Below are 23,593 nucleotides of genomic sequence, written 5' to 3'. Positions count from 1 at the left end.
GACGCAGATGTCGAATGCGGTGCCGGTCACGGAGGCCGTCATCCTGGAGGAGCAGGGCGAGGCGCGACCGCGCGGTGTCCCCGCGCTGAAGTACGCGCTCACGAAGATCGGCGGAGCCCTCATCAGCCTGGCGATGGTGATCCTGCTGGGCTTCTTCGCCTTCAAGATCCTCCCCGGCGATCCCGTGGCGGCGATGGCCAGGGACCGCATCATGACCCCTGAGCAGATGGCCGAGCTGCGCCGGCAGCTGGGGCTCGACCAGCCGCTCTGGCAGCAGTTCCTGACCTACCTCGGCAACGTGTTCACGCTCAACTTCGGCGAGAGCTACGTGTACAAGCAGTCGGTGTCCTCGCTCATCGGCGAGTACTTCTGGAACACGATCCTGCTCACGGGCACCGCGGCGATCATCGCGATCGCGCTCGGCCTCTGGCTCGGGCAGAAGGCCGGATGGCTGCACGGCTCGAGGTTCGACAAGGTCACCACCGGCACGTCGCTCGTCCTCTGGTCGGTGCCGACCTTCTGGCTGGGGCTCATCCTGCTGATGGTCTTCGGCGGCACGCTGCACTGGTTCCCCACCGGCGGGATGACGTCGCCGAATCCGCCGGACGACGTGCTCGGGCAGATCCTCGACGTGATCTCGCACATGGTGCTGCCGGTGATCACGATGGTCGCGGTCGTCTACGCGCAGTACGTGCTCGTGATGCGGGCATCCGTGATGGAGGAGAAGAGCGCCGACTACCTGGTCACCGCACGGGCCAAGGGCCTGCGCGACGATCTGGTGCGCAGCCGACACGCGGTGCCGAACGCCCTGCTGCCCGCGGTCACGCTCGTGTTCATGCACCTCGGCGGTCTCATCGCCGGTGCGGTCACCGTCGAGACGGTGTTCTCCTGGCCCGGCCTCGGCAAGCTCACGTTCGAGGCGATCCAGGGTCCCGATCTGCCGCTGCTGCAGGGCACCTTCGTGGTCTTCTCGGCGATCATCATCGTGATGAACCTCGCCGCCGACTTCGTCTACCGCTGGCTCGACCCGAGAGTGAGGCGCGGATGAGCGCTCAGACCGCCACCATCGCGCGCTCGCCGCGCAGCATGGCGTGGGCACGCCGCCGCAAGGCCTTCGCCGCCTTCTGCAGTGAGTTCGCGCGCAGTCGCACCGGCATGATCGGCCTGGTGTTCCTGCTCGTCGTGATCGTCATCGCGATCATCGCCCCGGTCATCGCCCCGGCGTGGATGCTGGATGCCACCAAACTGGTCGACGCGCCGCGCTTCGCGCCGCCGTCCTGGGAGCATCCGCTCGGCACCGACCACCTGGGTCGCGAGATCTGGGTGCGCATGGTGTGGGGCGCACAGGTCTCGCTCGTCGTCGGCTTCGCGGCCACGGCCGTGTCGATGCTCATCGGAACGATCGTCGGGATCGCGGCAGGGCACTTCACCGGCTGGACCGGCGGACTGCTGATGCGCATCATCGACTTCTTCCTGGTGCTGCCCTCGCTGATCCTCGCGATCGTGCTGTCGTCGGTGCTGCAGCGGGGCGTGTGGACGATCGTCATCGCGATCGGCCTCACCTCGTGGGCGGGCACCGCCCGCGTGGTGCGTTCGCAGACCCTGTCGGTGGAGTCGCGCGACTACATCGAGCGCTCCCGGGTGCTGGGAGCCGGTCACTGGCACATCATCGTCAAGCACCTGCTGCCCGGCGTGCTGCCGCTCGTGCTCGCCAACACCACGCTCACCGTGGGATCGGCCATCATCGCCGAGTCGACGCTCTCGTTCCTGGGGCTCGGCGACACCACCATGCAGTCCTGGGGCTCCGTGCTGAAGAACTCGATGGAGTACTCCGGCGGCGACTGCAGGCTACTGGTGGTACGTGCTCGTCCCCGGCATCGCCATCGTGCTCGTGGTGCTGGCCTTCACCCTGGTGGGCCGGACCGTGGAGAACATCGTGAACCCGACCCTGAGGAGCCGTTGAGAGATGCCCGACCTGACTTTCGACGACGTCTCGATCACCTATCGCACCTCGGGTCGCGGCGGCCGAGGCGAGGTGCACGCGGTGAAGAACATCTCCCTGCAGCTGCCCGCCGGCGGCACGCTCGGCGTGGCCGGGGAATCGGGCTCGGGCAAGTCCACGCTCGCGATGAGCGTGCTGCGCCTGCTGCCCGCGAACGCGAAGCTCACCGGGCGCGTGCTCGTCGGCGACACCGACATCACCGAGCTGAACTTCGGTGCGCTGCGCGCACTGCGCTGGGCAGACGCCTCCATCATCTTCCAGGGCGCGATGCACTCGCTGAACCCGGTGCGCACGGTGGGACAGCAGATCATCGAGGCGCTCGAGCTGCACGTCACGGATGCCTGGAAGAGCGACAAGGAGCGCCGCGCCCGCGTGGCCGAGCTGCTGAAGGTGGTCGATCTCGCGCCGCAGAAGATCGACGCCTACCCGCATGAGATGTCCGGCGGCCAGAAGCAGCGCGTGATGATCGCGATGGCACTGGCCTGCGAACCCGACATCATCATCGCCGACGAGCCGACCACCGCCCTCGACGTGATCGTGCAGAAGCAGATCCTGGAGATGATCAGCGAACTGGTCACCGACCGCGGCATCTCGATGCTGATGATCAGCCACGACCTGTCGGTGCTCGCGACGGCCTGTGACCGGATTGCGGTCATGCGCGACGGCGAGCTCCTCGAGATCGGGGAGTCGCTGCAGGTGTGCCTGGAGCCGGAGCATCCGTACACCCGGCAGCTGGCGGACGCCTTCCCGACGATCGGCGACCCGGCATCCCGTCTGAACCCGGTGACCCGCCGCGACCGCACAGCCCCGGGTGGTGAACCGCGGACGCTGAGCGACGAGGTGCTGCTCGAGGCGAAGGGACTGAACGTCACCTACCATGGCCGCGGACCGGCCCTCCGGGCCGTGAAGAACGTCGACCTCGCGGTTCACCGCGGCGAGATCCTCGCCCTGGTGGGACAGTCCGGGTCGGGCAAGAGCACGCTGGCGCGCACGCTGGTGGGCCTGCAGCATCCGGACGACGGATCGACGGTGCGCTTCCGCGGCCAGGACCTGCCGCGCGGCGGGCGCGCGATGCGCGCGTTCCGCAGCGAGGTGCAGATGGTGCTGCAGGACCCCACCGCGGCGCTGAATCCCAAGCTCAGCATCTACGAGTCCGTCGCCGAGGGGCTGCGCGTGCAGCGCTACCCCGGCGATGAGGCCGAGCGGGTCGCGCAGAGCCTGACCGACGCCGAGCTGACTCCGCCGGAGCGGTTCATGACCGCGATCCCGCAGGAGCTGTCCGGCGGGCAGCGGCAGCGCGCGGTGATCGCCGGGGCGCTGGCACTCGGTCCGCAGATGCTGGTCGCCGACGAGCCGGTCGCATCGCTGGATGCCTCGGTGCGCGGTGAGATCCTCGCCCTGCTGCTCTCGCTGCGCGACCGACTGGGGCTCAGCGCCCTGGTGATCACGCACGACCTCGGGCTGGCGTGGAACATCGCCGACACCGTCGCGGTGATGCTGGAGGGCGAGATCGTCGAGTACGGCACGACGGAGCAGGTGCTCCTGGATCCGCAGCACGAGTACACCCGGCGGCTGCTCGCCGCGGCACCCACGATCGAACGGACCGGCGCATGACGGGGACGGCGGTGGCGGTGGACCGGCACGCGTACCTCGGCGAGGCACCGCTGCAGCCGGGCGATCGGGTGCACTTCATCACGCCGTCGGGTCTCGGCAACGCCGAGAGCCTGGACCGCGCTGTGGGGTACTACCGCGACTGGGGTCTGGAGGTGACGGTCGGCGACCATGTGCTCAAGCCGCATCCGCGGGCGAAGTACCTCGCAGGGCCGGATGCCGGGCGCCGTGACGACCTGGTGGATGCCTGGCTCGACCCCGACACCGCCGCCGTGGTCTGCGTGCGTGGCGGGTACGGCGCGATGCGGCTGCTCGACGGCATCGACTGGGGCCTGATGCGCGGGGCGGCACTGCGTCGCGACGGCCGGCCGAAGCTGCTCACCGGGTCGTCGGACATCACCGCGCTGCACGAGGCGTTCCGCGTGCATCTGGACGTGCCGACGCTGTTCTGTCCGATGCCGGGGAACGACGTCTTCCGCGACTCCGAGCTGATCCGCGACGACGTGCGCCGCTGGCTGTTCGAGCCGTGGGGAGGGCGCGGGATCGTCGGGCCCGCCGCCGAGGTCCTCGTGCCGGGACGGGCATCCGGCCGGTTCACCGGAGGCAACCTGGCACTGCTCGCGGGCGCCCTCGGCGCGCCGGAGGCGGCCGTGGCGCCGGGCGGCATCCTGTTTCTCGAGGACATCGACGAGGACCTCTACCGGCTGGACGGGTTCCTGCTCGCCCTGCTGCGCGCGGGCCGCATCGCCGCGGCATCCGGCATCGTGCTCGGATCGTGGCACAACTGCGCGGTGGTGGACGGGGTGGCCGACCTCGGCGGGGTTCGCGCTCTCCTGACGGAGTATCTCGCCGAGCTCGGCAAGCCGGTGCTCTGGGAGCAGGGCTTCGGGCACGACCCGAACGCGCTGAGCGTGCCGCTGAACGTGGACGGCGTGCTGGATGCCTCGGATGCCGGCATCCGCCTCGTCGTCGGAGAGGGAGTCTGATGGCCGTGGAACTGCCGGAGCTGGACGGTCGGGTCACCTGGTCGATCCGCATCGTGGATGCCGCGACCGGTGCCGTGCTCGCCGAGCATGCGCCCGACCAGCAGTGCGAGACGGCGAGCATCGGCAAGATCTTCCTGCTGATCGAGGTCGCGCGCCGGCTCTCCGACGGGTCGCTGTCGGCGGATCAGATCGTGCCGATCCCGGCCGAGCATGTGGTCGAGGACTCCGGGCTGCTGTACCGGATGCGCGACCAGTCGCTGTCGGTCCACGACGCGGCTCTGCTGGTCGGGGCGTTCAGCGACAACCTCGCGACCAACGCCCTGATCGCGCTCTGCGGCCTGGAGGAGGTGCGGGCGGTGGCGCCCGCGCTCGGCTACACCGACACCGCGCTGCACGACTACATCCGTTCGGAGCGCACGCCCGACCTGCCGTGGACGCCGTCGTACGGGACCGGTGCCGAGCTCGCCGACGTGATGCGGCGGCTGGGCGAGGGCGACGTGATCTCCGCCGAGGTGAGCGAGCAGGTGCTGACCTGGCTCGCCGCGAACGCCGACACGTCGATGGTCGCCGATGCCCTGCTGCTCGACCCGCTCGCGCACGTGGAGCCGGAGTATCAGGGCATGGTGCTGCGCCACAAGACCGGCAGCACCTCGTTCGCCCGCATCGACGCCGGGCACCTCGAAGGGCCTGCCGCGAGCGTCGCCTACGCCGTGGCCGCGAACTGGAAGGGCAGTGCGGACGATCTGCGCGCACCGGTGATCGACGCGATGCGCGCGATCGGCGAGCAGCTGCGCAGGCACGTCACCGGCCGCGCTCGCGCCGATGCGGCGCTCTGCTGAAGCTCCGGTCTCACTCGTTGCGGGTTGTTGGTGGTGTGCACCCGCAAGCGTTGGGACCGGAACTGGGGAGAGCGCCGGCTGTCAGCTACTCGCCCTCGCGTTGGCGGTCTTTCTGAAGCTCCGGTCTCACTCGTTGCGGGTTGTTGGTCGTGTGCACCCGCAAGCGTTGGGACCGGAACTGGGGAGAGCGCCGAGGGACGGGACGGGACGCCCGGCACCCGGCGTTAGCATCGACGGATGACTCGAAACGGACGCCTCGGTGTCGGCATCATCGGCGCGGGCCGGGTGGGCCCGGTGATCGGCGCCGCGCTCGCCGGCGCGGGGCACGCCATCACGGGCATCACCTCAGGCTCGGACGACGATCGGGCGGCTGCCGTGCTGCCCGGTGCTCCCGTGCTCGATGCGCCGGAGGTCGTGCGGCGCAGCGAGCTGGTCGTGCTCGCGGTCCCGCACGACCAGCTGCCCGGCCTGGTCGCAGGCATCGCCGAGGTGGGCGGCTGGCAGATCGGCCAGCTCGTGCTGCACACCGACCCCGGCTACGGCACCGAGGTGCTGCGCCCGGCGGCCGAACGGGGAGCGATACCGCTCGCGGTGCATCCGGCGATCTCGTTCACCGGGACCACGGTCGACCTGCGTCAGCTGCAGGCCGCGTTCGCCGCGGTGACCGCACCTGCCGCAGTGCTGCCGATCGCACAGGCGCTGGCCGTCGAACTCGGGTGCGAGCCGGTCGTCGTCGCCGAGGAGGATCGCGCCGCGTACGCCGAGGCCATCGCCACGGCGTCCGAGTTCTCCCGGTCGATCATCGGGCAGTCCACGGCGCTGCTGCGCGGCATCGGCGTCGAGAATCCCGGCGGGTACCTGTCGGCGCTGGTGCAGTCGACGGTCGAGCGCGCGCTGCGCGAGGCATCCGACCAGACGCCCGACGTCCGGGACGTGTGATGGAGATCACCCACCTCGACCCCGTCTCCGGCCTCGCCTGGAGCGTGTTCCGCGGCGGGCGCGAAGAGGTCATGCGCGCTCTCGGCAGCGAGCATGCCGACGCGATCCATGCGTTCCGCGACCTGCGGGGAGGGAGTTGGCAGGCGCAGGTGCGCCGAGCGGACGGCGCCGCGGCCGAGCGGTTCGACGCGGTCAGGGAGTCGACCAGTCGGCTGCTGCCGGTCGAATCCCAGGAGCTCGCCTGGATCGCGGAGGGCGCAGGCGTGCCTGAGAGGGAGCTCTGGGCGAGGAACCTGCGCGGCGATCTGGGCAGGGACGGCACCGGATGCAGCGATCTCGCGCTGACCACGGATGCCGGCGTGCTGATGGGGCACAACGAGGACGGCGACGGTGAGCTGCGCGACGAGATCCGCCTGGTCACCCTCGACATCGAGGGCGACCCCACGATCACGGCGGTCTGGTACCCGGGGATGCTGCCCTCCAACGCGTTCGTGACCACGGCCGACGGTCTCGCGTTCGGGATGGATCACGTGCCGGTGGTCACCGCGGACACGAGCGGCGCCGGCCGTCACTTCGTCGCACGGCATGCGCAGCGTCAGCACAGCGGAGAGGCGGCGCGGGCCGCCCTGTCCGTCGGTGCCCTGCGCCGGCGGCTTCGCGTTCGACGTCGCCGACGCCGCAGGGCACGCGGACCTGATCGAGAATGCGGCGGGGCGCGTCGACCGCGCATCGGGCCGGTATCTGCACACGAACCATCTGCGCCTGCTCGACGGCACCGTGGACGGCCTCGCGGTGCCCGATGATGACGAGTGGCTGCAGGAGAGCAGGAACCGGTTGGCCGTGCTGCACGGGTGCGGGACGCCGGCGACGGCGGACGAGGCCCTCGCGGCTCTGCGGATGCCCGGTGTTCTCGGGCGCTCCGACGAGATGTGGACCTTCGTGACCGCGGTGGTCGACACCGCGGCCGACGAGGTGCTGCTGGCTGGGAGCGGGGCGCCCTGGCGCGGCCGCTGGAGCGCCTTCACGCGCGGAGAGCGGGTGCCGCTGTGACGATCGGCTTCGACGCGCTGTCGGCAAGATCTGCCGCGCAGGCGGTCATCGGCCGCTCAGACGCGAGAAGTGGTCCTCTGTCTCGCGGATCAGCTGATCGCGCTGGCCGGGCGTCTTCGAGGTGATGCTGGCGTAGTTGCGCCACCTCAGGTTCCTGACACCGATCTTTCCGAAGGTGCCCTTGAAGAGGATCTTGGTCACAGGATCACGGAACCACCAGCGATAGGCTCCGTGCGGCGTCGTCATCACCGTGAGAATCGTGACGCCCTGCAACCGGGGCATCAGGTTTCGGAACGGGTTTCCCCTGGCGTCGGTGAGCTCCTCGAAGTGGACCCCCTTGGCGACCACCTTGTCGAGGAAGCCCTTCGTCGCCGCGGGCATCGCTTCCCACCAGATCGGGAACGCGAAGACCACATGATCCGCCTCCAGCAGGCGTTTCTGGTAGTCGCGCACAAGCGGGTCGGGATCGCCGTGGCCTCGCCAGGCGAGAAGGTCCTCGCGAGTCATCGCGGGGTTGAACCCGTCGGCAGCCAGATCCACGACATCCACCTCATGTCCGGCTGCTGTGGCTCCCCGGATGGCGGCTGCGGCGACCGCTGCGGTGAAGCTTCGTCGGTGCGGCACATTCTCGGCGGAGTCGAGCGTGTACGGGTGGTCGAGCAGCAGCAGGATGCGCATGGAATCTCCTTGGTTTGGCTATCAACCGTTGCATACACAACCGTTGATAGTCAAACCGTATGATAGGATCATCGGATGAACGGCGCGCAGGACGAGACGGCCACGCTGTGGTTTCTCGTGCGGCAGGTGGCGGCGCGGATGGATCGCGCCGGTGACGCCCTCTACCGGGGCGGGCTCGGTCTGTCGTTGGCGCAGTTCCTTGTCCTCAGCGTCGTCGACGCCCACCCAGGCCCTCTCAATCAGAAGAGCATCGCCGCCCGTCTCGGCTTGACGAAGGGAACGGTGAGCCGGCAGATCGATTCCGCTGTCGCCGCGGGATTCATGATCGTCGAGCCCGCTCCTCATTCGCGTCGTGAGAACGCTGTCCGCCTGACTCCGAGCGGCGAGGCTCTCGTCCGGAAGGGGGATGCGCTGCTGGCCGAGTCCCTGCGGCGGGACATGCCGCAGTTCTCGCCCGACGAGCTCTCACTGACCGTCCGCACCCTGAGTGCGCTCAACGCGGCTCTGGGCGGTGACCCCGTCCCGGAGTGGAACGGCGGCAGCTGACCGGATCCGGTCGGGAGTGAAGTCGGCTCACGGCGATCGCCGCCGGGAGGACGCCCCGCAGGACGCACCGGGCCGCGCCGGTAGACTGGGCGGCGACTTTCGAGGAGCCCGCACATGACCGACGCGCCCGTCACCGCGCCCACAGACGACACCGCCGAGGCGGACGACACCTTCGAGCAGCGCGAGGTCCGTCTGGCCAAGCGCGAGAAGCTGATCGCCGAGCGCGCGGATGCCGCGGGCGGGGCGTTCCCCGTCTCCGTGCCGGTGACACACACGATCCCCGCGCTTCGCGCCGAGTACGGCGAGCTCGAGGCGGGCGCCGAGACGGGCGTCATCGTCGGCGTCGCGGGTCGCGTCGTGTTCAGCCGCAACACCGGCAAGCTCTGCTTCGCCACGCTCCAGGCCGGCGACGGCAGCCGCATCCAGGCGATGATCTCGCTGGCGAACGTCGGCGAGGAGTCCCTCGCCGCGTGGAAGGAGCTCGTCGACCTCGGCGACCACGTGTTCGTGCACGGCGAGGTGATCTCCAGCCGCCGCGGCGAGCTGTCGATCATGGCCGACGACTGGACGATCGCGTCCAAGGCGATCCTGCCGCTGCCGAACGTGTACGGCGACCTCAGCGAGGAGGGCCGCGTGCGCAGCCGCTTCCTCGACCTGATCGTGCGCGATCAGGCCCGCACCACCGTGCGCGCACGCGCCGCCGTGAACGCCAGCCTGCGCGCCACCTTCACCGCCCACGACTTCCTCGAGGTCGAGACCCCCATGCTGCAGGTGCAGCACGGCGGCGCATCGGCCCGCCCGTTCATCACGCACTCGAACGCCTTCGACACCGAGCTGTACCTGCGCATCGCGCCCGAGCTGTACCTGAAGCGCGCCGTCGTCGGCGGCATCGATCGGGTGTACGAGATCAACCGCAACTTCCGCAACGAGGGCGCCGACTCCACGCACAGCCCGGAGTTCGCGATGCTCGAGGCCTACCAGGCGTACAGCGACTACAACGGCATCGCCGACCTCACCCAGGAGCTCGTGCAGAACGCGGCGATCGCGGTCTCCGGTTCGACGACGGTCACCTGGGCGGACGGCACCGAGTACGATCTGGGCGGCCAGTGGGACCGCATCTCGATGTACGGCTCGCTGTCCGAGGCGGCCGGTCGCGAGTTCACCCCGCGGGACGCACTGGAGGATCTGATCGCGTTCGCCGAGGCGCACGACGTCGAGGTTCCGCCGCACGCCACGCACGGCAAGCTGATCGAGGAGCTCTGGGAGCACTTCGTCAAGCCCGGCCTCGAGCGCCCGACCTTCGTGATGGACTTCCCCGTCGACACCTCTCCGCTGGTGCGCGACCACCGCTCCATCGAGGGCGTCGTCGAGAAGTGGGATCTGTACGTGCGCGGCTTCGAGCTGGCCACCGGCTACTCCGAGCTGGTCGACCCGGTCGTCCAGCGCGAGCGCTTCATCGAGCAGGCCAAGCTCGCGGCCGGCGGCGACCTCGAGGCGATGCGCGTGGACGAGGAGTTCCTGCGTGCGCTCGAGCACGGCATGCCGCCGACCGGCGGAATGGGCATGGGCATCGACCGCCTGCTGATGGCCGTCACCGGACTCGGCATCCGCGAGACGATCCTCTTCCCGCTGGTCAAGTAGGGCCCGCGCTTCGACAGGCTCAGCGACCCGGCCCGGCCGGCGGCACGAGGCGCTCGCCCCGCTCCATCAGCCACATCGGCAGGAGCGCGCCGTCGAGCACTCGCAGCAGCAGGCCGGTCAGGCCGTGCTCGGGGTCGATCTGCTGCGACATCCGCAGGTACGCGTCCGCATGCGTCGACCGGCCCAGCGCCCAGGACAGCCATGCGGCGGAGGCCAGGGCGCCGGGTCGCAGCTCGCGCGGCGAGCACGCAGCGGCGTGTCGCACCGCTTCCAGCGCCCGGCGCAGGCGTGCCGGATCCGGGTCGCCGGCACGACCGAGGAAGATGTCGCCGATCTCGGCCGGGGTCTCCGCTCCACTCCTCGCGTGCCCCAGCTGCGCGTCGAAGGCACGCACGCCGGTCCCCTGGTCGCTGGCCCATTGCACCAGCACGGCGTCGCGCAGCGCGGGGCGGTGCAGGCACCACAGCAGAGCGGCGCATGCGAACGGCGGCGGGTCGTCCTCCCCTCCAGCAGCGTCTCGGCGAACGAGGGGATGTCGTCCAGCATGACGGCGGCTCCGATCGCCTGCGGGTTCTCATCGTGGCCGAGCCGCGCGCCGTCGCATCGGAGACGTTCCAGGACGGCATCCAGATCGCGCAGCGCCAGGCCGACACGCTGACGCGCGGCGAGATCGGCCTGCGGCAGGCTCGCGCCGGTGTGCTGGTCGGCGGCGACGTCGACACCGGGCAGCCCGGGGACGGGCGGGATCTCGTCGAGTGGATGCAGGGCGGGCTCCGGTTCGAGGTAGTCGCTCCACCCGGACGGCAGCACGCACAGGCCCTCGACGATGTGGAACCCCTCGTCGTGCGCGCAGCCGAGCAGGTGCTCGAGGAGCACCGCATGGGGCAGCACCAGGCCGTCGCGCGTGTGCGTGGCGTCCTCATCGGTGTAGACGACCACGGCGATCGCGTCGCAGCCGCGCACCTGCACGAGCAGCTCGAGGACGGCGTCGACGTAGTCCTCGACGTCGTCTCCCGGTGGCAGATCCATTCGCAGCACGCCGGGCGCCCGTGTGCCGTGGAACGGCAGCAGCACCAGGCTGCGCGCCGGGGTGAAGCCCGCGAGTGCGGGGACGAGACTGAGCAGTTCTGCGGCATCCGATGCCTTGATGATCGTGTCCATCCCGAGAGTGTGCTCGTCTCCCGCGCCCTGCTCTCCGCGGCATCTCCGGGGCTGGTGATCGCCCGTGGCGATCCGTCCGATGGGGAGCAGCAGTGGAAGACGCGTACGATGGTGGGGTGGACAGCTATTGGAGCGCGGTGATCTGGTCGATCCTTCCGACCATCGTGGTCTGCGCCGTCTTCTACTTCGTGCTGCGCGGCATCCTGCGCTCCGACCGCACCGAGCGCAAGGTGCACTCCGAGATCGAGGCCGAGGAGCGTGCCCGGCGCGGCCTGCCACCGCGCGCATCCTGACCACACCCCGTGCTATCCGCGGAATGACGCGGATCGTCCGTCCCAGCCGTTACGCTGATCCGAGCGACTGACGGAGGCGGGGAGTGATCAACACCAGCAATTGGCCGTGGTGGATCGTCGGCGCGATCGCCGTCATCGACATCGCCATCCGCATCACCGCGATCATCGTCATCCCGCGCAACCGCCGCCCCACCTCGGCGATGGCCTGGCTGCTCGCGATCTTCTTCCTGCCCGAGATCGGCATCGTCCTGTTCCTGCTGATCGGGAACCCGAGACTGCCCAGGGCACGACGACGCAAGCAGGCGCAGATCAACGCCTACATCGACGAGACGTCCAGCCACCTGCAGTTCGGCACGCTGCGCCCGAATGCGCCGGAGTGGTTCCCGCCCCTGGCCGCGATGAACCAGCGCCTCGGTGCGCTGCCGATCGCCGGCGACAACGGCGCCCACCTCATCTCCGACTACCAGGAGTCCCTCGACGAGATGGCCGACGCCATCCGTCAGGCCACGGAGTACGTGCACGTCGAGTTCTACATCCTGCAGGCGGATGCGGCCACCGACAACTTCTTCCGCGCCCTGGAGGAGGTCGCAGCGCGAGGCATCCCGGTGCGCGTGCTGCTGGACTTCTGGGCCAACCGCGGCAAGCCGAGGTACAAGCAGACCCGTGCTCGGCTCGATGCGATGGGCGCCGACTGGCACGAGATGCTGCCGGTGCAGCCGCTGCGCGGCCGTTGGCAGCGCCCCGACCTGCGCAACCACCGCAAGCTGCTCGTCGTCGACGGTCGGATCGCCTTCCTCGGCTCGCAGAACGTCACCGACTCGTCGTACAACCTGCGGAAGAACATCAAGCGCGGGCTGCACTGGGTCGACCTCATGGTCAGGGTCGACGGCCCCATCGTCGCGAGCGTGAACGCCGTGTTCCTCAGCGACTACTACGCGGAGACCGACCGGGTGCCCGACGGCATCGACATCACCCGCGTGGAATCCGGCAGCGGAGATCTGGACTGCCAGATCGTACCGTCGGGGCCCGGATACGAGGCCGAGAACAACCTGCGGCTGTTCCTCGGTCTGCTGTACGGCGCGAAGCAGAAGATCATGATCGTCAGCCCCTACTTCGTCCCCGACGAGGCGCTGCTCGTCGCGGTCACCGCCGCCGTCGACCGCGGCGTACAGGTCGAGCTGTTCGTGTCGGAGGAGGGCGATCAGGCGATCGTCTACCACGCGCAGCGCAGCTACTACGAGGCGCTGCTGAAGGCCGGCATCCGCATCTGGATGTACCGCAAGCCGTACATCCTGCACACCAAGACGCTCACGATCGACGACGAGGTCGCGGTGATCGGCTCGAGCAACATGGACATGCGCTCGTTCGGTCTGAACCTCGAGATCTCCATGCTCGTGCGCGGCGAGGAGTTCGTCTCGGAGGTGCGCGCGGTCGAGGACGAGTACCGGCGGCTGAGCCGCGAGCTGACCCTGGAGGAGTGGGAGCAGCAGCCGCTGCGCTCGACGGTGCTCGACAACCTCGCGCGGCTCACGTCGGCGCTGCAGTAGCCGATGCGGCGGATGCCGGTGCCCCGGTAGCGTGAAGACATGAACAGCACGCGCATCCTCGTGTCCGCCGCCGCGCTCGCCGCGGGGCTCTCCTGATGGCCGGATGCGCGCAGTCGCCGTCGTCTCCGGCCTCCTCCGCACCGGCTCCGACGAGCAGTGCGGGCGGATCGGCGCCGGACGGCGCCGACGTCGAGGTCGCCTGGCTCGACGGCGGACGCTCGTTCGCCGTCGTCACCTGGGGGTCGTCCACCTGCGTGCCGCAGACGGAGTCGACCACGGCCTCCGGGCAGGAGCTCACCGTGACGCTCCTCGACCCCGAGGAGAAGGCCTGCACCAAGGATCTCGTTCCGCGCGCCTCGCTGTCGGTGATCCCCGAGGGCGTCGATGTCACCCAGGACGTCGACGTGACGGTCGTGAACGGAGACCTCACCGGCGACGCCGATCTCGATGCCCTTCCGGCCGCGCCCTCCGGGCCCACCGACATGCAGCCCTCGGCCGGCTGGTTCGACGATCAGGGGATCGTGCTGCTGACCTGGGGGTCGTCGAGCTGCCCGCCGGTCGTCTCGGGTGTCGAGCAGAACGATGGGGGCGCCACGGTGACCTTCGCGGAGGAGGACCGCGTGTGCACGATGGACATGGCTCCGCGCGTGACGGTCGTCGGCGTGCAGGAGCCCGCCGACGACGACGCCCCGTTCACGCTGACGCTGAGCGGCGGAAACCTCACCGGCACCGTCGAGGTGATGCGCTGAGCACGCTTCGACAGGCTCAGCGACCCAGGGTGTGGTCCCTGAGCCTGTCGAAGGGCCCCGCTCAGCGACCCAGGGTGTGGGTCCCTGAGCCTGTCGAAGGGCCCCACTCAGAACCTGCTGGTGTCGTGCCCCTCGGGGAGCACCAGCAGCAGTCCGCCTCCGTCGATGCGGCACCGGATGCGCACCGCCTCGCCGAACTCGTCGCCGTCGAGCTCGATCGAGGTCGGCTCGGTCATGGCCGCCTCGGCCGAGGTTCCGCGGAGATAGCGGATCGAGGTGTCGCGGCCGCGCCGATCGAGGACCCGGCGCCCGGCACGGGAGCGCCGCAGCACGGAGTTGTCCCACCAGATCCGCCGCCAGACGCCCAGCCAGCCGAACGGGCCGGTCGGCTGGATGACCGCGATGTCGAGGGTGCCGTCGTCGATCGAGGCATCCGGCACGAGTGCGATCCCGGCCGGCAGTGCGCCGCAGTTGGCGAAGAGCATGCTCTGCACCTTCACCGTGTGCAGACGGCGGTCGTCGATCTGGTACACCGTCCGGAACGGCTTCGCGCCGGGAAGCGAGCGGGCGGCGCCGTCGACGTAGGCCACCCAGCCGACCTGCTTCTTCAGGTTCGAGTTCGTGTTCGCGATCATCGCGGCGTCCAGGCCCATGCCGGCCAGCACGACGAACGCGTGCTCCGAGGTGCTGCCGTCGGCGCGGGTGAGCAGCGCCCAGCCGATGTCGACGGGGAAGGTCGTGCCGGTGAACACGGCGTCGATCATCCTCTCCGGGTAACCCAGGGGAAGCTCGAGGTTGCGGGCGAACAGGTTGCCGGTTCCGCTCGGCACGATCGACAGCGGCACCCCGGTCGCCGCGATCGCCTCGGAGACGGCGCGGACGGTGCCGTCACCGCCCGCGACCAGAACAGCCGCCGCTCCGTCGTCGATCGCCCGGCGGGTGGCATCCTGTCCGGCATCCTCGACCGTCGTGCCGTAGAACTTCGGCGACGACCAGCCGTGCCGCCTCGAAGCGGTCTTGAGCGCCGCGTGCAGTCGCTTCTCGTCGACCTTGACGGGGTTGAACACGAGCGCGGCATGCGGATGCCGGGCGTTTCGAGTGCTCATGGGGCCACTCTAATGGCGTGCCATGGGTCGGCGTCTCGTCACGTCTGCTCGCTTCGCCAGCGCGGTACGGCGGCTCGCTCCGCTCGCGGGGCTGCCCGGGAAGGAGCGCATCCGCCCGCCGGTAGACTTGCCGGATGATCGACCTCGCTCTGCTCCGTGACGAGCCGGACACCGTCCGGCGCTCTCAGATCGCGCGCGGGAACGCGCCCGAGACCGTCGACGCCGCGATCGAGGCCGACCGGTCGCGCCGGGCCGCGATCACGTCGTTCGAGGAGCTGCGGGCCGAGCAGAACGCCTTCGGGAAGCAGGTCGCGAAGGCCCCGAAGGACGAGAAGGCCGCTCTGGTCGCGCAGGCGAAGCAGCTCGCCGAGCGTGTGAAGCAGGCGCAGCAGGCGGCGAACGAGGCGGCGGATGCGGCGTCCGCCGCGCTCGACCGCATCGAGAACGTCATCATCGATGGCGTCCCGGCCGGCGGAGAGGAGGACTTCGTCGAGCTGCGCCGGGTGGGCGACATCCCGGTGTTCGACTTCGAGCCGCGTGACCACCTCGAGATCGGCGAGCTGCTCGACGCGATCGACATGGAGCGCGGCGCGAAGGTGTCCGGTGCCCGGTTCTACTTCCTCAAGGGCATCGGCGCGCGCCTCGAGATCGCTCTGATGAACATGGCGCTGGACAAGGCGCTGCAGAACGGTTTCACGCCGATGATCGTGCCGACCATGGTGCGACCCGAGATCATGCAGGGCACCGGCTTCCTCGGCGAGCACGCCGACGAGGTGTACCGCCTCGAGGCGCAGGACATGTACCTCGTGGGCACCAGCGAGGTGCCGCTCGCGGGCTATCACAAGGACGAGATCGTCGACCTCGCGCGCGGTCCGCTGCGGTACGCCGGCTGGTCCACGTGCTATCGCAGCGAGGCCGGGTCGCATGGCAAGGACACCCGCGGCATCATCCGGGTGCACCAGTTCAACAAGCTCGAGATGTTCGTCTACACGACCGCCGAGGAGGCCGAGGCCGAGCACCTGCGCCTGGTCGGGCTGCAGGAGGAGATGCTCACCGCGCTCGGCCTGTCGTACCGGGTGATCGACGTCGCCGCCGGCGACCTCGGCTCCAGCGCCGCCCGCAAGTACGACATCGAGGCGTGGGTGCCGACGCAGGACGCGTTCCGCGAGCTCACCTCCACGTCGAACTGCACCACTTACCAGGCGCGGCGGCTCGACGTGCGTCACCGTGCGGACGAGGGCGGGAAGACCCAGCCCGTGGCCACGCTGAACGGCACGCTCGCGACCACGCGCTGGATCGTCGCGCTGCTCGAGACGCATCAGCAGGCCGATGGCTCGGTGCGGGTGCCCGAGGCGCTGCGCCCCTATCTCGGCGGCCTCGAGGTGCTGACCCCGGTGCGCGACGCATGATGCCCGCGGACACCTGGCTCGTCGCGCTGGACGTCGACGGAACGATCCTGCTCGAGGACGAGACGATGAGTCCCGGCGTGCCCGCCGCCATCGGCCGGCTGCGCGACGCCGGCCACGTCGTCACCCTCGCGACCGGGCGCAGCTGGGCGGCACCCGCCGGCATCTGGAGGCGCTCGGGCTCGAGCCGGAGTACGTGGTGTGCTCGAACGGCGCCGTGACCATGCGTCGTGTCAGCGGCGACTGGCAGCGCTGGCACGTCGAGACGTTCGACCCTACTCAGGTGCTCGATCTGCTCGGCGCGCGGTTGCCGGATGCCCGGTACATGGTCGAACTCGAGTCCGGGCTGCGTCTGTTCACCGAGCAGCTCGACGACTGGACCCTCGACGGTGCGCGGCAGGTGCCGTTCGCAGAGCTCTCCGCCGAGCCCGTCTCGCGCGTGGTCGTCGTCGCCCCGGGACGGGATGAGCAGTACTTCCACGACCTGGTGGCCGAGGTGGGCCTGAACGAGGTCTCGTACGCGATCGGCTGGACCGCGTGGCTCGACATCGCTCCGCAGGGCGTCGACAAGGGCACGGCGATGGAGCGGGTTCGCGGCAGGCTCGACCACGCATCCGATCGGGTGCTCGTCGCCGGCGACGGACGCAACGACCTGGGCATGTTCGGATGGTCGCTCGGCGGTGGCGGGCGAGCGGTCGCGATGGGTCAGGCACCGGACGTCGTCAAGGACGCGGCCGGCGAGATCACTGCCACCGTCGAGGAGGGCGGCCTCGCCCTCGCCCTCGATTCGCTCCTCGTCGCCGCTCACTGAGCTGGGGCATCCGCAGGCCGGGGCCTATTCGGCGGGGCGCCGCACCTGCAGCTCGAGGCCGGCCAGCAGAAGATCGAGGCCGGCCAGGAACTGGTCGCGGTCGTCGTGCTCGGCGAACTCGTCGACGATGTGGTGGATGAAGGGGAATTCGTCCGGGTCGAGCGTACGCCACTGCGCGGTCGCCGTCGCGAGGTACTGCTGCTGATCGAGCTCTCCGGAGACGACGGCGTCAGGCAGCTCCTGACCCATGTCGGCGGCTGTGCCGATCACGAAGCCGACGACGGCCGAGGTGGCGTGGAAGCACTGGCGCGGGGTGAGCCCGAGGCGCATCACCTGCTCGCCCATCCGTTCGTAGAGCTTCAGCGAATGCACCTGCCTGCCGGTGTCGCGCAGAGCGTACGCACCGAGCCAGGGACGGTCGACGATGGCATCGAAGAGGGTCAGCGCGATGGTGCGCAGATCGGCGAGAGGGTCGTCGGATGCCGCGTCGGCGACATCGACGAGCACGCCGGCCAGCACGGAGTCGGCCGCGAGATCGAGCAGCTCGTCCCGTCCGGACACGTACCAGTACACGCTCGCCGCCCCGCCGCCGAGCCGCGTCGCCAGTGCGCGGATCGTCAGTCCCTGCGCGCCGGACTCGTCGAGGATGGCCACCGCCTCGGTCAGCACGGACTCGAGTGAGTGCGACGCGCGTGCACGCGTCCGCGGTCGGCGGCCGCGTGGCCGCTCGTCTCGCCGGGGGTGGTCATAGCCCCATCCCATCACATCGTCGCGTCCTGCTTGCGGATTATCGAACGGTGTTCTATTCTATCGAACGTTGTTCGAGAAGGAACGCTGTTCGATTGGAGTTGTCATGAGCGCAGTCCTCGCCACCCGCCCCCGCACGTATCGGTCGATGAAGGCCGCATGGATCCCTCTCGCCGCGCTCTGCCTGGCCTTCTTCGTGGAGATGGTCGACAACACGCTGCTGTCGATCGCGCTGCCCACGATCGGCCGCGATCTGGGCGGCGACACGACGGGTCTGCAGTGGATCACCGGCGCCTACTCGCTGACGTTCGGCGGGCTGCTGCTGACCGCGGGATCGATCGCCGACCGCTTCGGCCGCCGCCGGGTGCTGCAGGTGGGGCTGGGGCTCTTCGGGGTGCTGAGCCTCGGGGTGCTCCTGGTCACCACCACGAATGAGCTCATCGTGCTGCGCGCGCTGCTCGGCATCGCAGCGGCCGCGATGGCGCCCATCACCAACTCCCTCGTCTTCCGGCTCTTCGACGATGACAGGCTGCGCATGCGCGCGATCACCCTCATGATGGTCGTCGGCATGTCCGGATTCGTGCTCGGCCCCCTCCTCGGCGGCACGATGCTCGCGCATCTGCCGTGGCAGTGGCTGCTGCTGATCAACGCGCCGATCGCGCTCGTGGCGTGCATCGGCGTGCACTTCGGGGTCGGGCCCGACACCGCCGACGGCCTGACGCGAGACAGGCTCGACCTGCCAGGGGTGGCGCTGAGCATCCTCACGATCGGCCTGTCCTGCTACGCGCTGACCAGCGGAGTGCAGAACGGATGGATGTCTGCACCGACGATCCTGATCGTCGTCGGTGCGCTGGTGTCCCTCGTCCTGTTCATCGTCCGGGAGCGGCGGGCCGCATCTCCCATGCTCGACCTGGCTCTGTTCCGCCTCGGCACCGTTCGCGGCGCCGCTCTCGCTCAGATCGGCACATCCATCGCGATGGCCGGCGTGATGTTCGCCCTGGTGCTGCACTTCCAGTACGCGTGGGGGTGGACCCCCATGGTGGCGGGCCTGGCGAACCTGCCGATCATCGTCACCATGCTCGCTGCGACGCCGCTCACCGAATGGCTGGTGCGCCGCTTCGGGCACCGCATCGCGTGCGTCATCGGCGCTCTGCTGCTCGCCGCCGGTCTCGGCATGATGGCGTGGGCCGTCGAGCAGGACTACCTGGCGATCGCGATCGCGATGGTGGTCATGACGATCGGCCTGCGCACGGTGATGACCATCTGCGCGGTCGCCCTCGTCGGCGCCATGCCAGAGAACCGCACCTCGATGGGCGCGGCCATGAATGACACCGCTCAGGAGGTCGGCACCAGCATCGGAACGGCAGTGGTCGGCACGCTCATCGCCGTGCTCGTCACGACGATCCTGCCGGACGGCGCCTGGAGTCCTGAGCTGGTCGCCTCGTTCTTCCGCGGTGAGCGGGCGATCTTCGGCATCCTGGCCGTCGCCGTCGGTCTCATCGCCGGTGTCGGCGCGCTCACCCTCACGGACTCGCGAGCCACGGACGAGCACGCACCCGCGGCGGCCGCCTGACCGCATCCGGCCGGAGGGATCCGACGCCGGGAATCCCGTACGCCGCGCGGGCGTCGCCCAGTGGTTCCCCAGGTGAGCACGCCAGAATGAGGGACGGCGCATCCGGTGAACTGCGGAAACCGGATAGACTCGACGCCTGATCGCCCGGCTCCGGCCGGGATCGGGAGGGTTGTCCGAGCGGCCGATGGAGCTGGTCTTGAAAACCAGTGAGCAGAGATGTTCCGCGGGTTCGAATCCCGCACCCTCCGCAGCAGATCCGAAAGGCACCGATTGAGCGAGTCGAGCACGCCGCGGCGACCCCTCGCCCGTCATGGTCAGCAGACGACCCCGTCGTTCGTCGGCCAGCTGCTGAAGATCGTCGGCATCTTCGCCGCCGTCGTCCTGGTCAGCGGCTTCGCCGTCGCCGGATACGTGGTCTACGGCCTCACCAGCACGGTGCAGGCCAACGCCGTCGAGCTCGAGGGACAGAAGTCCGTGCCGCCGGACATCGGCGCCTACGAGGGCGGCTTCAACCTGCTGCTCACCGGTGTCGACACCTGTGAGGCCAAGTACGCGCACCTGCTGGGGGACCGCTGCGAGGGCCGCGAGAACGAGGGCACGCTCAACGACGTGAACCTGCTGGTGCACGTCTCGGCCGAGCCTCGGCGCGTCACCGCGGTCAGCTTCCCTCGCGACATGATGGTCCCCATCCCGTCCTGCACAGACGAGAAGGGCCGGGTCAGCTCGGCGATGAGCAAGCAGCCGCTGAACTCCGCCTGGGCCTACGGCGGACTGAGCTGCGTCGCGAAGACGCTCTCCGAACTCACCGGCGAGGACATCCAGTTCGCGGCATCCGTGACCTTCGGGGGCGTGATCGAGATCACGAACGCGATCGGCGGCGTCGACGTGTGCCTCGCGAACCCGATCAAGGACAAGTACACCGGTCTGGACATGACGGCCGGCAACCACACCGTCGTCGGTCTCGAGGCGCTGCAGTTCCTGCGCACCAGGCACGGCGTCGGCGACGGCTCCGACCTCGGCCGCATCGGCAACCAGCAGCAGTACATGTCGAGCCTCGCGCGAAAGATGATGAGCAGCGAGACGCTGGGCAACATCCCCGTGATGCTGAAGCTGGCCGACACCGCCGTGCACAACCTCAAGACGAGCACGACCCTCGCCGACCCGATGAAGCTCGTGCAGATCGGACTCGCGCTCAAGGACGTGCCGCTGAACGACATCGTCTTCGTGCAGTACCCGACCGGCACCGACCCGGACAACGCGAACAAGGTCGTCCCGGACTACGACGACGCCGAGGAGATGTGGGCGGCGATCTCGGCGAACAAGCAGCTCGAGATCACGCACCAGAACACCAAGAACGACGGCGTCGTGGTCGAGGACGCCCCCGAGGCGACGGCGCCGCCGGCCACGGCCGACCCCAGCGCGACGCCGACCCCCGAACAGGTGGCGCAGCTGCCGTCGTCGGTCAAGGGCAACTCGGCCGCGCAGCAGACCTGCTCGAACGGAAACGTCCGGCGCTGACCTCTGCGGCCTCGCGTGGGCTGCGGGGTCGTCGGCGACCCCGCGGGTAGGGTGAGGATGTCCTCCGACCCGGCGAGGGCCGCGGCAGGGGGTGCACCTGGTGGGACTGAGGAGAACGCGGCCGATCCTGCGGCACGGACCGCAGCGCACGCCCCGGGCATTCGGGCAGTTGATGTCGATGATCGGCATCGTGCTCGCCGTCGTGCTGGTGAGCACCGCCGGCGTGGTCGCGTTCGTCGTCACGCACCTGGCGAGCACCGCGGCCGAGAACTCGGTGGCGCTCGAGGGGGAGCAGGACCTGCCGCCGGACATCGGCGGTTACAAGGGCGGCTTCACCGTGCTGCTGACGGGCGTGGACAAGTGCGAGAAGGACATCGCGAAGCTCTTCGGCGACCGGTGCAGCGACAAGGAGCAGAGCGGCAAGCTCAATGACGTGACTCTGCTCGTGCACGTGTCGAACGAGCCGCGGCGGGTCACTGTGGTGAGCTTTCCGCGCGACATGATGGTCCGGCAGCCCGCGTGCACCGACGACGACGGCGCCGAGCACGCCGAGACGAGCCGTGCGGCGATGAACGAGGCGTACGGCCGCGGCGGGCTGAACTGCGTCGCCAAGACGGTCTCCGAGCTGAGTGGCCAGAAGGTCACGTTCGCGGCATCCGTGACCTTCGGCGGCGTGATCGAGATCACGAACGCGATCGGCGGCGTCGAGGTCTGCCTGGCGAGGTCGATCGACGACCCGAACACCGGCCTGCAGCTGAAGGCCGGGACGCACTCCCTGAAGGGCCTGCAGGCCCTGAACTTCCTGCGCACCCGGCACGGTCTGGTCGGCGGCAGCGATCTGAGCCGCATCGGCAACCAGCAGCAGTACATGTCGAGCCTGGTGCGCAAGACGACCAGCGCCGAAGTGCTCGGCAACGTCGCCACGGTGCTCCGTCTGGCGACGATCGGGCTGGAGCGCTCGCAGTTCAGCGACAACCTCGACCCGATGCGGATCGCCCAGATCGGTCTCGCGCTGAAGGACGTGCCGCCCTCGGACTACGTGTTCCTGCAGTACCCGGTCTTCGATGACCCGAGCAACAGCAGCAGGGTGGTCCCCGACGAGGATTCGGCCGATGAGATGTGGGCGGCGATCGCGGAGAACCGGCTGCTGCAGGTCACGCACGAGCGCGGCGACGGCGAGGGTGTGGTGGATGCTCCGGGGCAGACGCCGGCGCCGACGGCCTCCACGGCGCCGACGCCCTCGGCGACGGGCGGTGCGGTGGCGCTGCCGCCGAACGTCAAGGGGCAGAGCGCCGATGCGCGGACCTGCTCCAACGGCAACGGACGCTGAATCGCGCAGAAACTTGCGCTCTGATGAAAGATGTTGCGTAAACTTGCGGCATGTCCAAACGTCTGGCGGAGGTCGCTCGCAAGGTCGGCGTGAGCGAGGCGACGGTGAGTCGCGTGCTGAACGACAAGCCGGGGGTCTCGGATGCCACGCGGCAGGCGGTGCTCACCGCACTCGACGTGCTGGGCTATGAGCGGCCGACGAAGCTGCGCGGCGAGCGCGCCCGCCTGGTCGGCCTGGTGCTGCCCGAGCTGCAGAATCCGATCTTCCCCGCATTCGCGGAGGTCATCGGCGGCGGGCTGACGCAGAACGGGTACACGCCGGTGCTGTGCACGCAGAACGCCGGCGGCGTGACGGAGTCCGACTACGTCGACCTGCTCCTCGCGCAGCAGGTCTCGGGAGTCGTCTTCCTCGGCGGCAACTACACCCAGGCGGATGCTCCGCACGAGCACTACTCCCGGCTCAAGGCGGTGAACCTCCCCACGGTCCTGGTCAACGCGCGGATCCCGGAGCTCGACTTCCCGACCGTCTCGACCGATGACGTCGCGGCCGCCGAGCAGGCGGTGCTGCACGTGCATCAGCTCGGGCACCGCAGGATCGGACTGGTCCTCGGGCCGGCCGACCACCTCCCGTCACGGAGGAAGGTCGACGGTGCGCGCGCGGCGCTCGCGCGCTTGGGCGGCGCACTGGAAGACGACCTGATCGCGCGCGGGCTGTACTCGCTCGAGGCCGGCCAGGCCGGAGCGGCGAGGCTGCTCGCCGCCGGCGCCACCGCCATCGTGTGCGCGAGCGACCCGCTGGCGCTCGGCGCCGTGCGGGCAGCCCGACGCGCCGGTCTGCGCGTGCCCGAGGACGTCAGCGTCGTGGGCTTCGACGACTCCGCGCTGATGGGCTGCACCGAGCCCCCGCTCACCACCGTCCGTCAGCCCATCGAGGCGATGGGCCGCGCGGCCATCGAGCTGCTGCTGTCGCAGATCGCCGGCGGCTCTGAAGCGGGGACCGAACTGCTCTTCGAGCCGGAGCTCGTGCTCCGCTCGTCGACGGGCCCCGCCCGCAGCTGAGG

At 69.7% G+C, this 23,593-nt stretch carries 24 protein-coding genes, 1 tRNA gene and 1 pseudogene; 21 read left to right on the top strand and 5 right to left on the bottom strand.

Annotation, left to right across the window (positions count from 1 at the left end; genetic code table 11):
* Positions 1–7: 7 nt before the first annotated feature.
* From L2X99_RS11725 to L2X99_RS11685, 8 genes and pseudogenes are all read left to right on the top strand, one after another.
* Complete coding sequence (locus tag L2X99_RS11725; RefSeq protein WP_236126576.1) at positions 8–1,048, top strand: ABC transporter permease; 1,041 nt, start codon at positions 8–10, stop codon at positions 1,046–1,048.
* Positions 1,045–1,737, top strand: a pseudogene (locus tag L2X99_RS18630) (ABC transporter permease); the annotation flags it as partial. The gene L2X99_RS11725 and the pseudogene L2X99_RS18630, both read left to right, overlap by 4 nt.
* A 229-nt stretch (positions 1,738–1,966) precedes the next feature.
* Positions 1,967–3,616, top strand: a complete 1,650-nt coding sequence (gene nikE, locus L2X99_RS11710; protein WP_236126579.1) for a nickel ABC transporter ATP-binding protein NikE — start codon at positions 1,967–1,969, stop codon at positions 3,614–3,616.
* Complete coding sequence (locus L2X99_RS11705) at positions 3,613–4,599, top strand: S66 peptidase family protein (protein ID WP_236126580.1); 987 nt, start codon at positions 3,613–3,615, stop codon at positions 4,597–4,599. Before nikE ends, L2X99_RS11705 begins: the two co-directional genes overlap by 4 nt.
* Positions 4,599–5,438: a serine hydrolase gene (locus L2X99_RS11700; protein ID WP_236126581.1), complete on the top strand. Its 840-nt coding sequence runs from the start codon at positions 4,599–4,601 to the stop codon at positions 5,436–5,438. The genes L2X99_RS11705 and L2X99_RS11700 overlap by 1 nt, the downstream gene beginning before the upstream one ends.
* A gap of 237 nt (positions 5,439–5,675) precedes the next feature.
* Entirely contained in the window at positions 5,676–6,377 is a 702-nt protein-coding gene (locus L2X99_RS11695; protein WP_236126582.1) for a DUF2520 domain-containing protein, read from the top strand.
* Positions 6,377–7,180, top strand: coding sequence for a C45 family autoproteolytic acyltransferase/hydolase (locus tag L2X99_RS11690; protein WP_236135143.1), 804 nt, complete (start codon positions 6,377–6,379; stop codon positions 7,178–7,180). The genes L2X99_RS11695 and L2X99_RS11690 overlap by 1 nt, the downstream gene beginning before the upstream one ends.
* A complete protein-coding gene (locus tag L2X99_RS11685) occupies positions 7,170–7,427 on the top strand; it encodes a hypothetical protein (RefSeq protein WP_236135142.1) in 258 nt (85 codons plus the stop codon). Before L2X99_RS11690 ends, L2X99_RS11685 begins: the two co-directional genes overlap by 11 nt.
* A gap of 45 nt (positions 7,428–7,472) precedes the next feature.
* On the opposite strand, the gene L2X99_RS11680 is transcribed toward L2X99_RS11685, so the two are convergent.
* Positions 7,473–8,105 (bottom strand): NAD(P)H-dependent oxidoreductase, encoded by a 633-nt coding sequence (locus tag L2X99_RS11680; RefSeq protein ID WP_236126584.1) that lies wholly within the window; start codon positions 8,103–8,105, stop codon positions 7,473–7,475.
* 75 nt (positions 8,106–8,180) lie between these two features.
* On the opposite strand from L2X99_RS11680, the gene L2X99_RS11675 reads away from it, so the two are divergent.
* Both L2X99_RS11675 and lysS read left to right on the top strand, forming a co-directional pair.
* Positions 8,181–8,651 carry a MarR family winged helix-turn-helix transcriptional regulator gene (locus tag L2X99_RS11675; RefSeq protein WP_236126585.1) on the top strand — a complete coding sequence of 157 codons (471 nt, stop codon included), beginning with the start codon at positions 8,181–8,183 and terminating at the stop codon, positions 8,649–8,651.
* 114 nt (positions 8,652–8,765) lie between these two features.
* Positions 8,766–10,292, top strand: a complete 1,527-nt coding sequence (gene lysS / locus L2X99_RS11670) for a lysine--tRNA ligase (RefSeq protein WP_236126586.1) — start codon at positions 8,766–8,768, stop codon at positions 10,290–10,292.
* 19 nt (positions 10,293–10,311) lie between these two features.
* On the opposite strand, the gene L2X99_RS17905 is transcribed toward lysS, so the two are convergent.
* Together L2X99_RS17905 and L2X99_RS11665 are read right to left on the bottom strand one after the other, a co-directional pair.
* Entirely contained in the window at positions 10,312–10,443 is a 132-nt protein-coding gene (locus tag L2X99_RS17905; RefSeq protein ID WP_268928505.1) for a hypothetical protein, read from the bottom strand.
* The gene (locus tag L2X99_RS11665; protein WP_236126587.1) at positions 10,410–11,453 is read right to left on the bottom strand and encodes a DUF4192 family protein; all 1,044 of its coding nucleotides are present in this window, start codon (positions 11,451–11,453) and stop codon (positions 10,410–10,412) included. Before L2X99_RS11665 ends, L2X99_RS17905 begins: the two co-directional genes overlap by 34 nt.
* A 116-nt stretch (positions 11,454–11,569) precedes the next feature.
* Between L2X99_RS11665 and L2X99_RS11660 the strand changes: the two genes are divergently transcribed.
* From L2X99_RS11660 to L2X99_RS11650, 3 genes are all read left to right on the top strand, one after another.
* Positions 11,570–11,746 carry a hypothetical protein gene (locus tag L2X99_RS11660; RefSeq protein WP_236126588.1) on the top strand — a complete coding sequence of 59 codons (177 nt, stop codon included), beginning with the start codon at positions 11,570–11,572 and terminating at the stop codon, positions 11,744–11,746.
* Positions 11,747–11,832: 86 nt separating this feature from the next.
* Positions 11,833–13,293, top strand: a complete 1,461-nt coding sequence (cls, locus tag L2X99_RS11655) for a cardiolipin synthase (protein ID WP_236126840.1) — start codon at positions 11,833–11,835, stop codon at positions 13,291–13,293.
* Positions 13,294–13,388: 95 nt separating this feature from the next.
* The gene (locus L2X99_RS11650) at positions 13,389–14,042 is read left to right on the top strand and encodes a hypothetical protein (protein ID WP_236126589.1); all 654 of its coding nucleotides are present in this window, start codon (positions 13,389–13,391) and stop codon (positions 14,040–14,042) included.
* 107 nt (positions 14,043–14,149) lie between these two features.
* Here L2X99_RS11650 and L2X99_RS11645 read toward each other — a convergent pair whose 3' ends face one another.
* Entirely contained in the window at positions 14,150–15,148 is a 999-nt protein-coding gene (locus tag L2X99_RS11645; RefSeq protein WP_236126590.1) for a diacylglycerol/lipid kinase family protein, read from the bottom strand.
* 134 nt (positions 15,149–15,282) lie between these two features.
* Between L2X99_RS11645 and serS the strand changes: the two genes are divergently transcribed.
* The 3 genes from serS to L2X99_RS11635 are packed head-to-tail and all read left to right on the top strand — an operon-like array spanning position 15,283 to position 17,365.
* Positions 15,283–16,557: a serine--tRNA ligase gene (gene serS, locus L2X99_RS11640; protein WP_236135141.1), complete on the top strand. Its 1,275-nt coding sequence runs from the start codon at positions 15,283–15,285 to the stop codon at positions 16,555–16,557.
* On the top strand, positions 16,554–16,775 hold the full coding sequence (locus tag L2X99_RS18360) for an HAD family hydrolase (protein ID WP_329608002.1): 222 nt from the start codon (positions 16,554–16,556) through the stop codon (positions 16,773–16,775). Before serS ends, L2X99_RS18360 begins: the two co-directional genes overlap by 4 nt.
* A complete protein-coding gene (locus tag L2X99_RS11635; protein WP_329608001.1) occupies positions 16,751–17,365 on the top strand; it encodes an HAD family hydrolase in 615 nt (204 codons plus the stop codon). The genes L2X99_RS18360 and L2X99_RS11635 overlap by 25 nt, the downstream gene beginning before the upstream one ends.
* A 24-nt stretch (positions 17,366–17,389) precedes the next feature.
* On the opposite strand, the gene L2X99_RS11630 is transcribed toward L2X99_RS11635, so the two are convergent.
* Positions 17,390–18,034: a TetR/AcrR family transcriptional regulator gene (locus L2X99_RS11630; RefSeq protein WP_236126592.1), complete on the bottom strand. Its 645-nt coding sequence runs from the start codon at positions 18,032–18,034 to the stop codon at positions 17,390–17,392.
* A 184-nt stretch (positions 18,035–18,218) separates the two neighbouring features.
* Between L2X99_RS11630 and L2X99_RS11625 the strand changes: the two genes are divergently transcribed.
* From L2X99_RS11625 to L2X99_RS11605, 5 genes are all read left to right on the top strand, one after another.
* Entirely contained in the window at positions 18,219–19,685 is a 1,467-nt protein-coding gene (locus tag L2X99_RS11625) for an MFS transporter (RefSeq protein ID WP_236126593.1), read from the top strand.
* A 163-nt stretch (positions 19,686–19,848) separates the two neighbouring features.
* Positions 19,849–19,933, top strand: a tRNA-Ser gene (locus L2X99_RS11620).
* A 22-nt stretch (positions 19,934–19,955) separates the two neighbouring features.
* Positions 19,956–21,203, top strand: a complete 1,248-nt coding sequence (locus L2X99_RS11615) for an LCP family protein (protein ID WP_236126594.1) — start codon at positions 19,956–19,958, stop codon at positions 21,201–21,203.
* A 100-nt stretch (positions 21,204–21,303) separates the two neighbouring features.
* Positions 21,304–22,533, top strand: a complete 1,230-nt coding sequence (locus L2X99_RS11610) for an LCP family protein (RefSeq protein WP_236135140.1) — start codon at positions 21,304–21,306, stop codon at positions 22,531–22,533.
* Between the two features lie 50 nt (positions 22,534–22,583).
* A complete protein-coding gene (locus L2X99_RS11605) occupies positions 22,584–23,591 on the top strand; it encodes a LacI family DNA-binding transcriptional regulator (protein WP_236126597.1) in 1,008 nt (335 codons plus the stop codon).
* Positions 23,592–23,593: the final 2 nt, after the last annotated feature.

It is taken from the genome of Microbacterium sp. KUDC0406 (assembly GCF_021582875.1).
Classification (GTDB): Bacteria; Actinomycetota; Actinomycetes; order Actinomycetales; family Microbacteriaceae; genus Microbacterium.
This window is presented reverse-complemented; position numbering and strand designations above follow the sequence as displayed.

Coding starts and splice junctions, on each gene's coding strand:
- L2X99_RS11650 (WP_236126589.1), top strand. CDS start 13,389: ATGGCCGGATGCGCGCAGTCGCCGTCGTCTCCGGCCTCCTCCGCACCG.
- L2X99_RS11605 (WP_236126597.1), top strand. CDS start 22,584: ATGTCCAAACGTCTGGCGGAGGTCGCTCGCAAGGTCGGCGTGAGCGAG.
- L2X99_RS11695 (WP_236126582.1), top strand. CDS start 5,676: ATGACTCGAAACGGACGCCTCGGTGTCGGCATCATCGGCGCGGGCCGG.
- L2X99_RS18360 (WP_329608002.1), top strand. CDS start 16,554: ATGATGCCCGCGGACACCTGGCTCGTCGCGCTGGACGTCGACGGAACG.
- L2X99_RS11625 (WP_236126593.1), top strand. CDS start 18,219: ATGAGCGCAGTCCTCGCCACCCGCCCCCGCACGTATCGGTCGATGAAG.
- L2X99_RS11675 (WP_236126585.1), top strand. CDS start 8,181: ATGAACGGCGCGCAGGACGAGACGGCCACGCTGTGGTTTCTCGTGCGG.
- nikE (WP_236126579.1), top strand. CDS start 1,967: ATGCCCGACCTGACTTTCGACGACGTCTCGATCACCTATCGCACCTCG.
- L2X99_RS11690 (WP_236135143.1), top strand. CDS start 6,377: ATGGAGATCACCCACCTCGACCCCGTCTCCGGCCTCGCCTGGAGCGTG.
- L2X99_RS11665 (WP_236126587.1), bottom strand. CDS start 11,453: ATGGACACGATCATCAAGGCATCGGATGCCGCAGAACTGCTCAGTCTC.
- L2X99_RS11700 (WP_236126581.1), top strand. CDS start 4,599: ATGGCCGTGGAACTGCCGGAGCTGGACGGTCGGGTCACCTGGTCGATC.
- L2X99_RS17905 (WP_268928505.1), bottom strand. CDS start 10,443: ATGTCGCAGCAGATCGACCCCGAGCACGGCCTGACCGGCCTGCTGCTG.
- serS (WP_236135141.1), top strand. CDS start 15,283: ATGATCGACCTCGCTCTGCTCCGTGACGAGCCGGACACCGTCCGGCGC.
- lysS (WP_236126586.1), top strand. CDS start 8,766: ATGACCGACGCGCCCGTCACCGCGCCCACAGACGACACCGCCGAGGCG.
- L2X99_RS11680 (WP_236126584.1), bottom strand. CDS start 8,105: ATGCGCATCCTGCTGCTGCTCGACCACCCGTACACGCTCGACTCCGCC.
- L2X99_RS11645 (WP_236126590.1), bottom strand. CDS start 15,148: ATGAGCACTCGAAACGCCCGGCATCCGCATGCCGCGCTCGTGTTCAAC.
- L2X99_RS11725 (WP_236126576.1), top strand. CDS start 8: ATGTCGAATGCGGTGCCGGTCACGGAGGCCGTCATCCTGGAGGAGCAG.
- L2X99_RS11705 (WP_236126580.1), top strand. CDS start 3,613: ATGACGGGGACGGCGGTGGCGGTGGACCGGCACGCGTACCTCGGCGAG.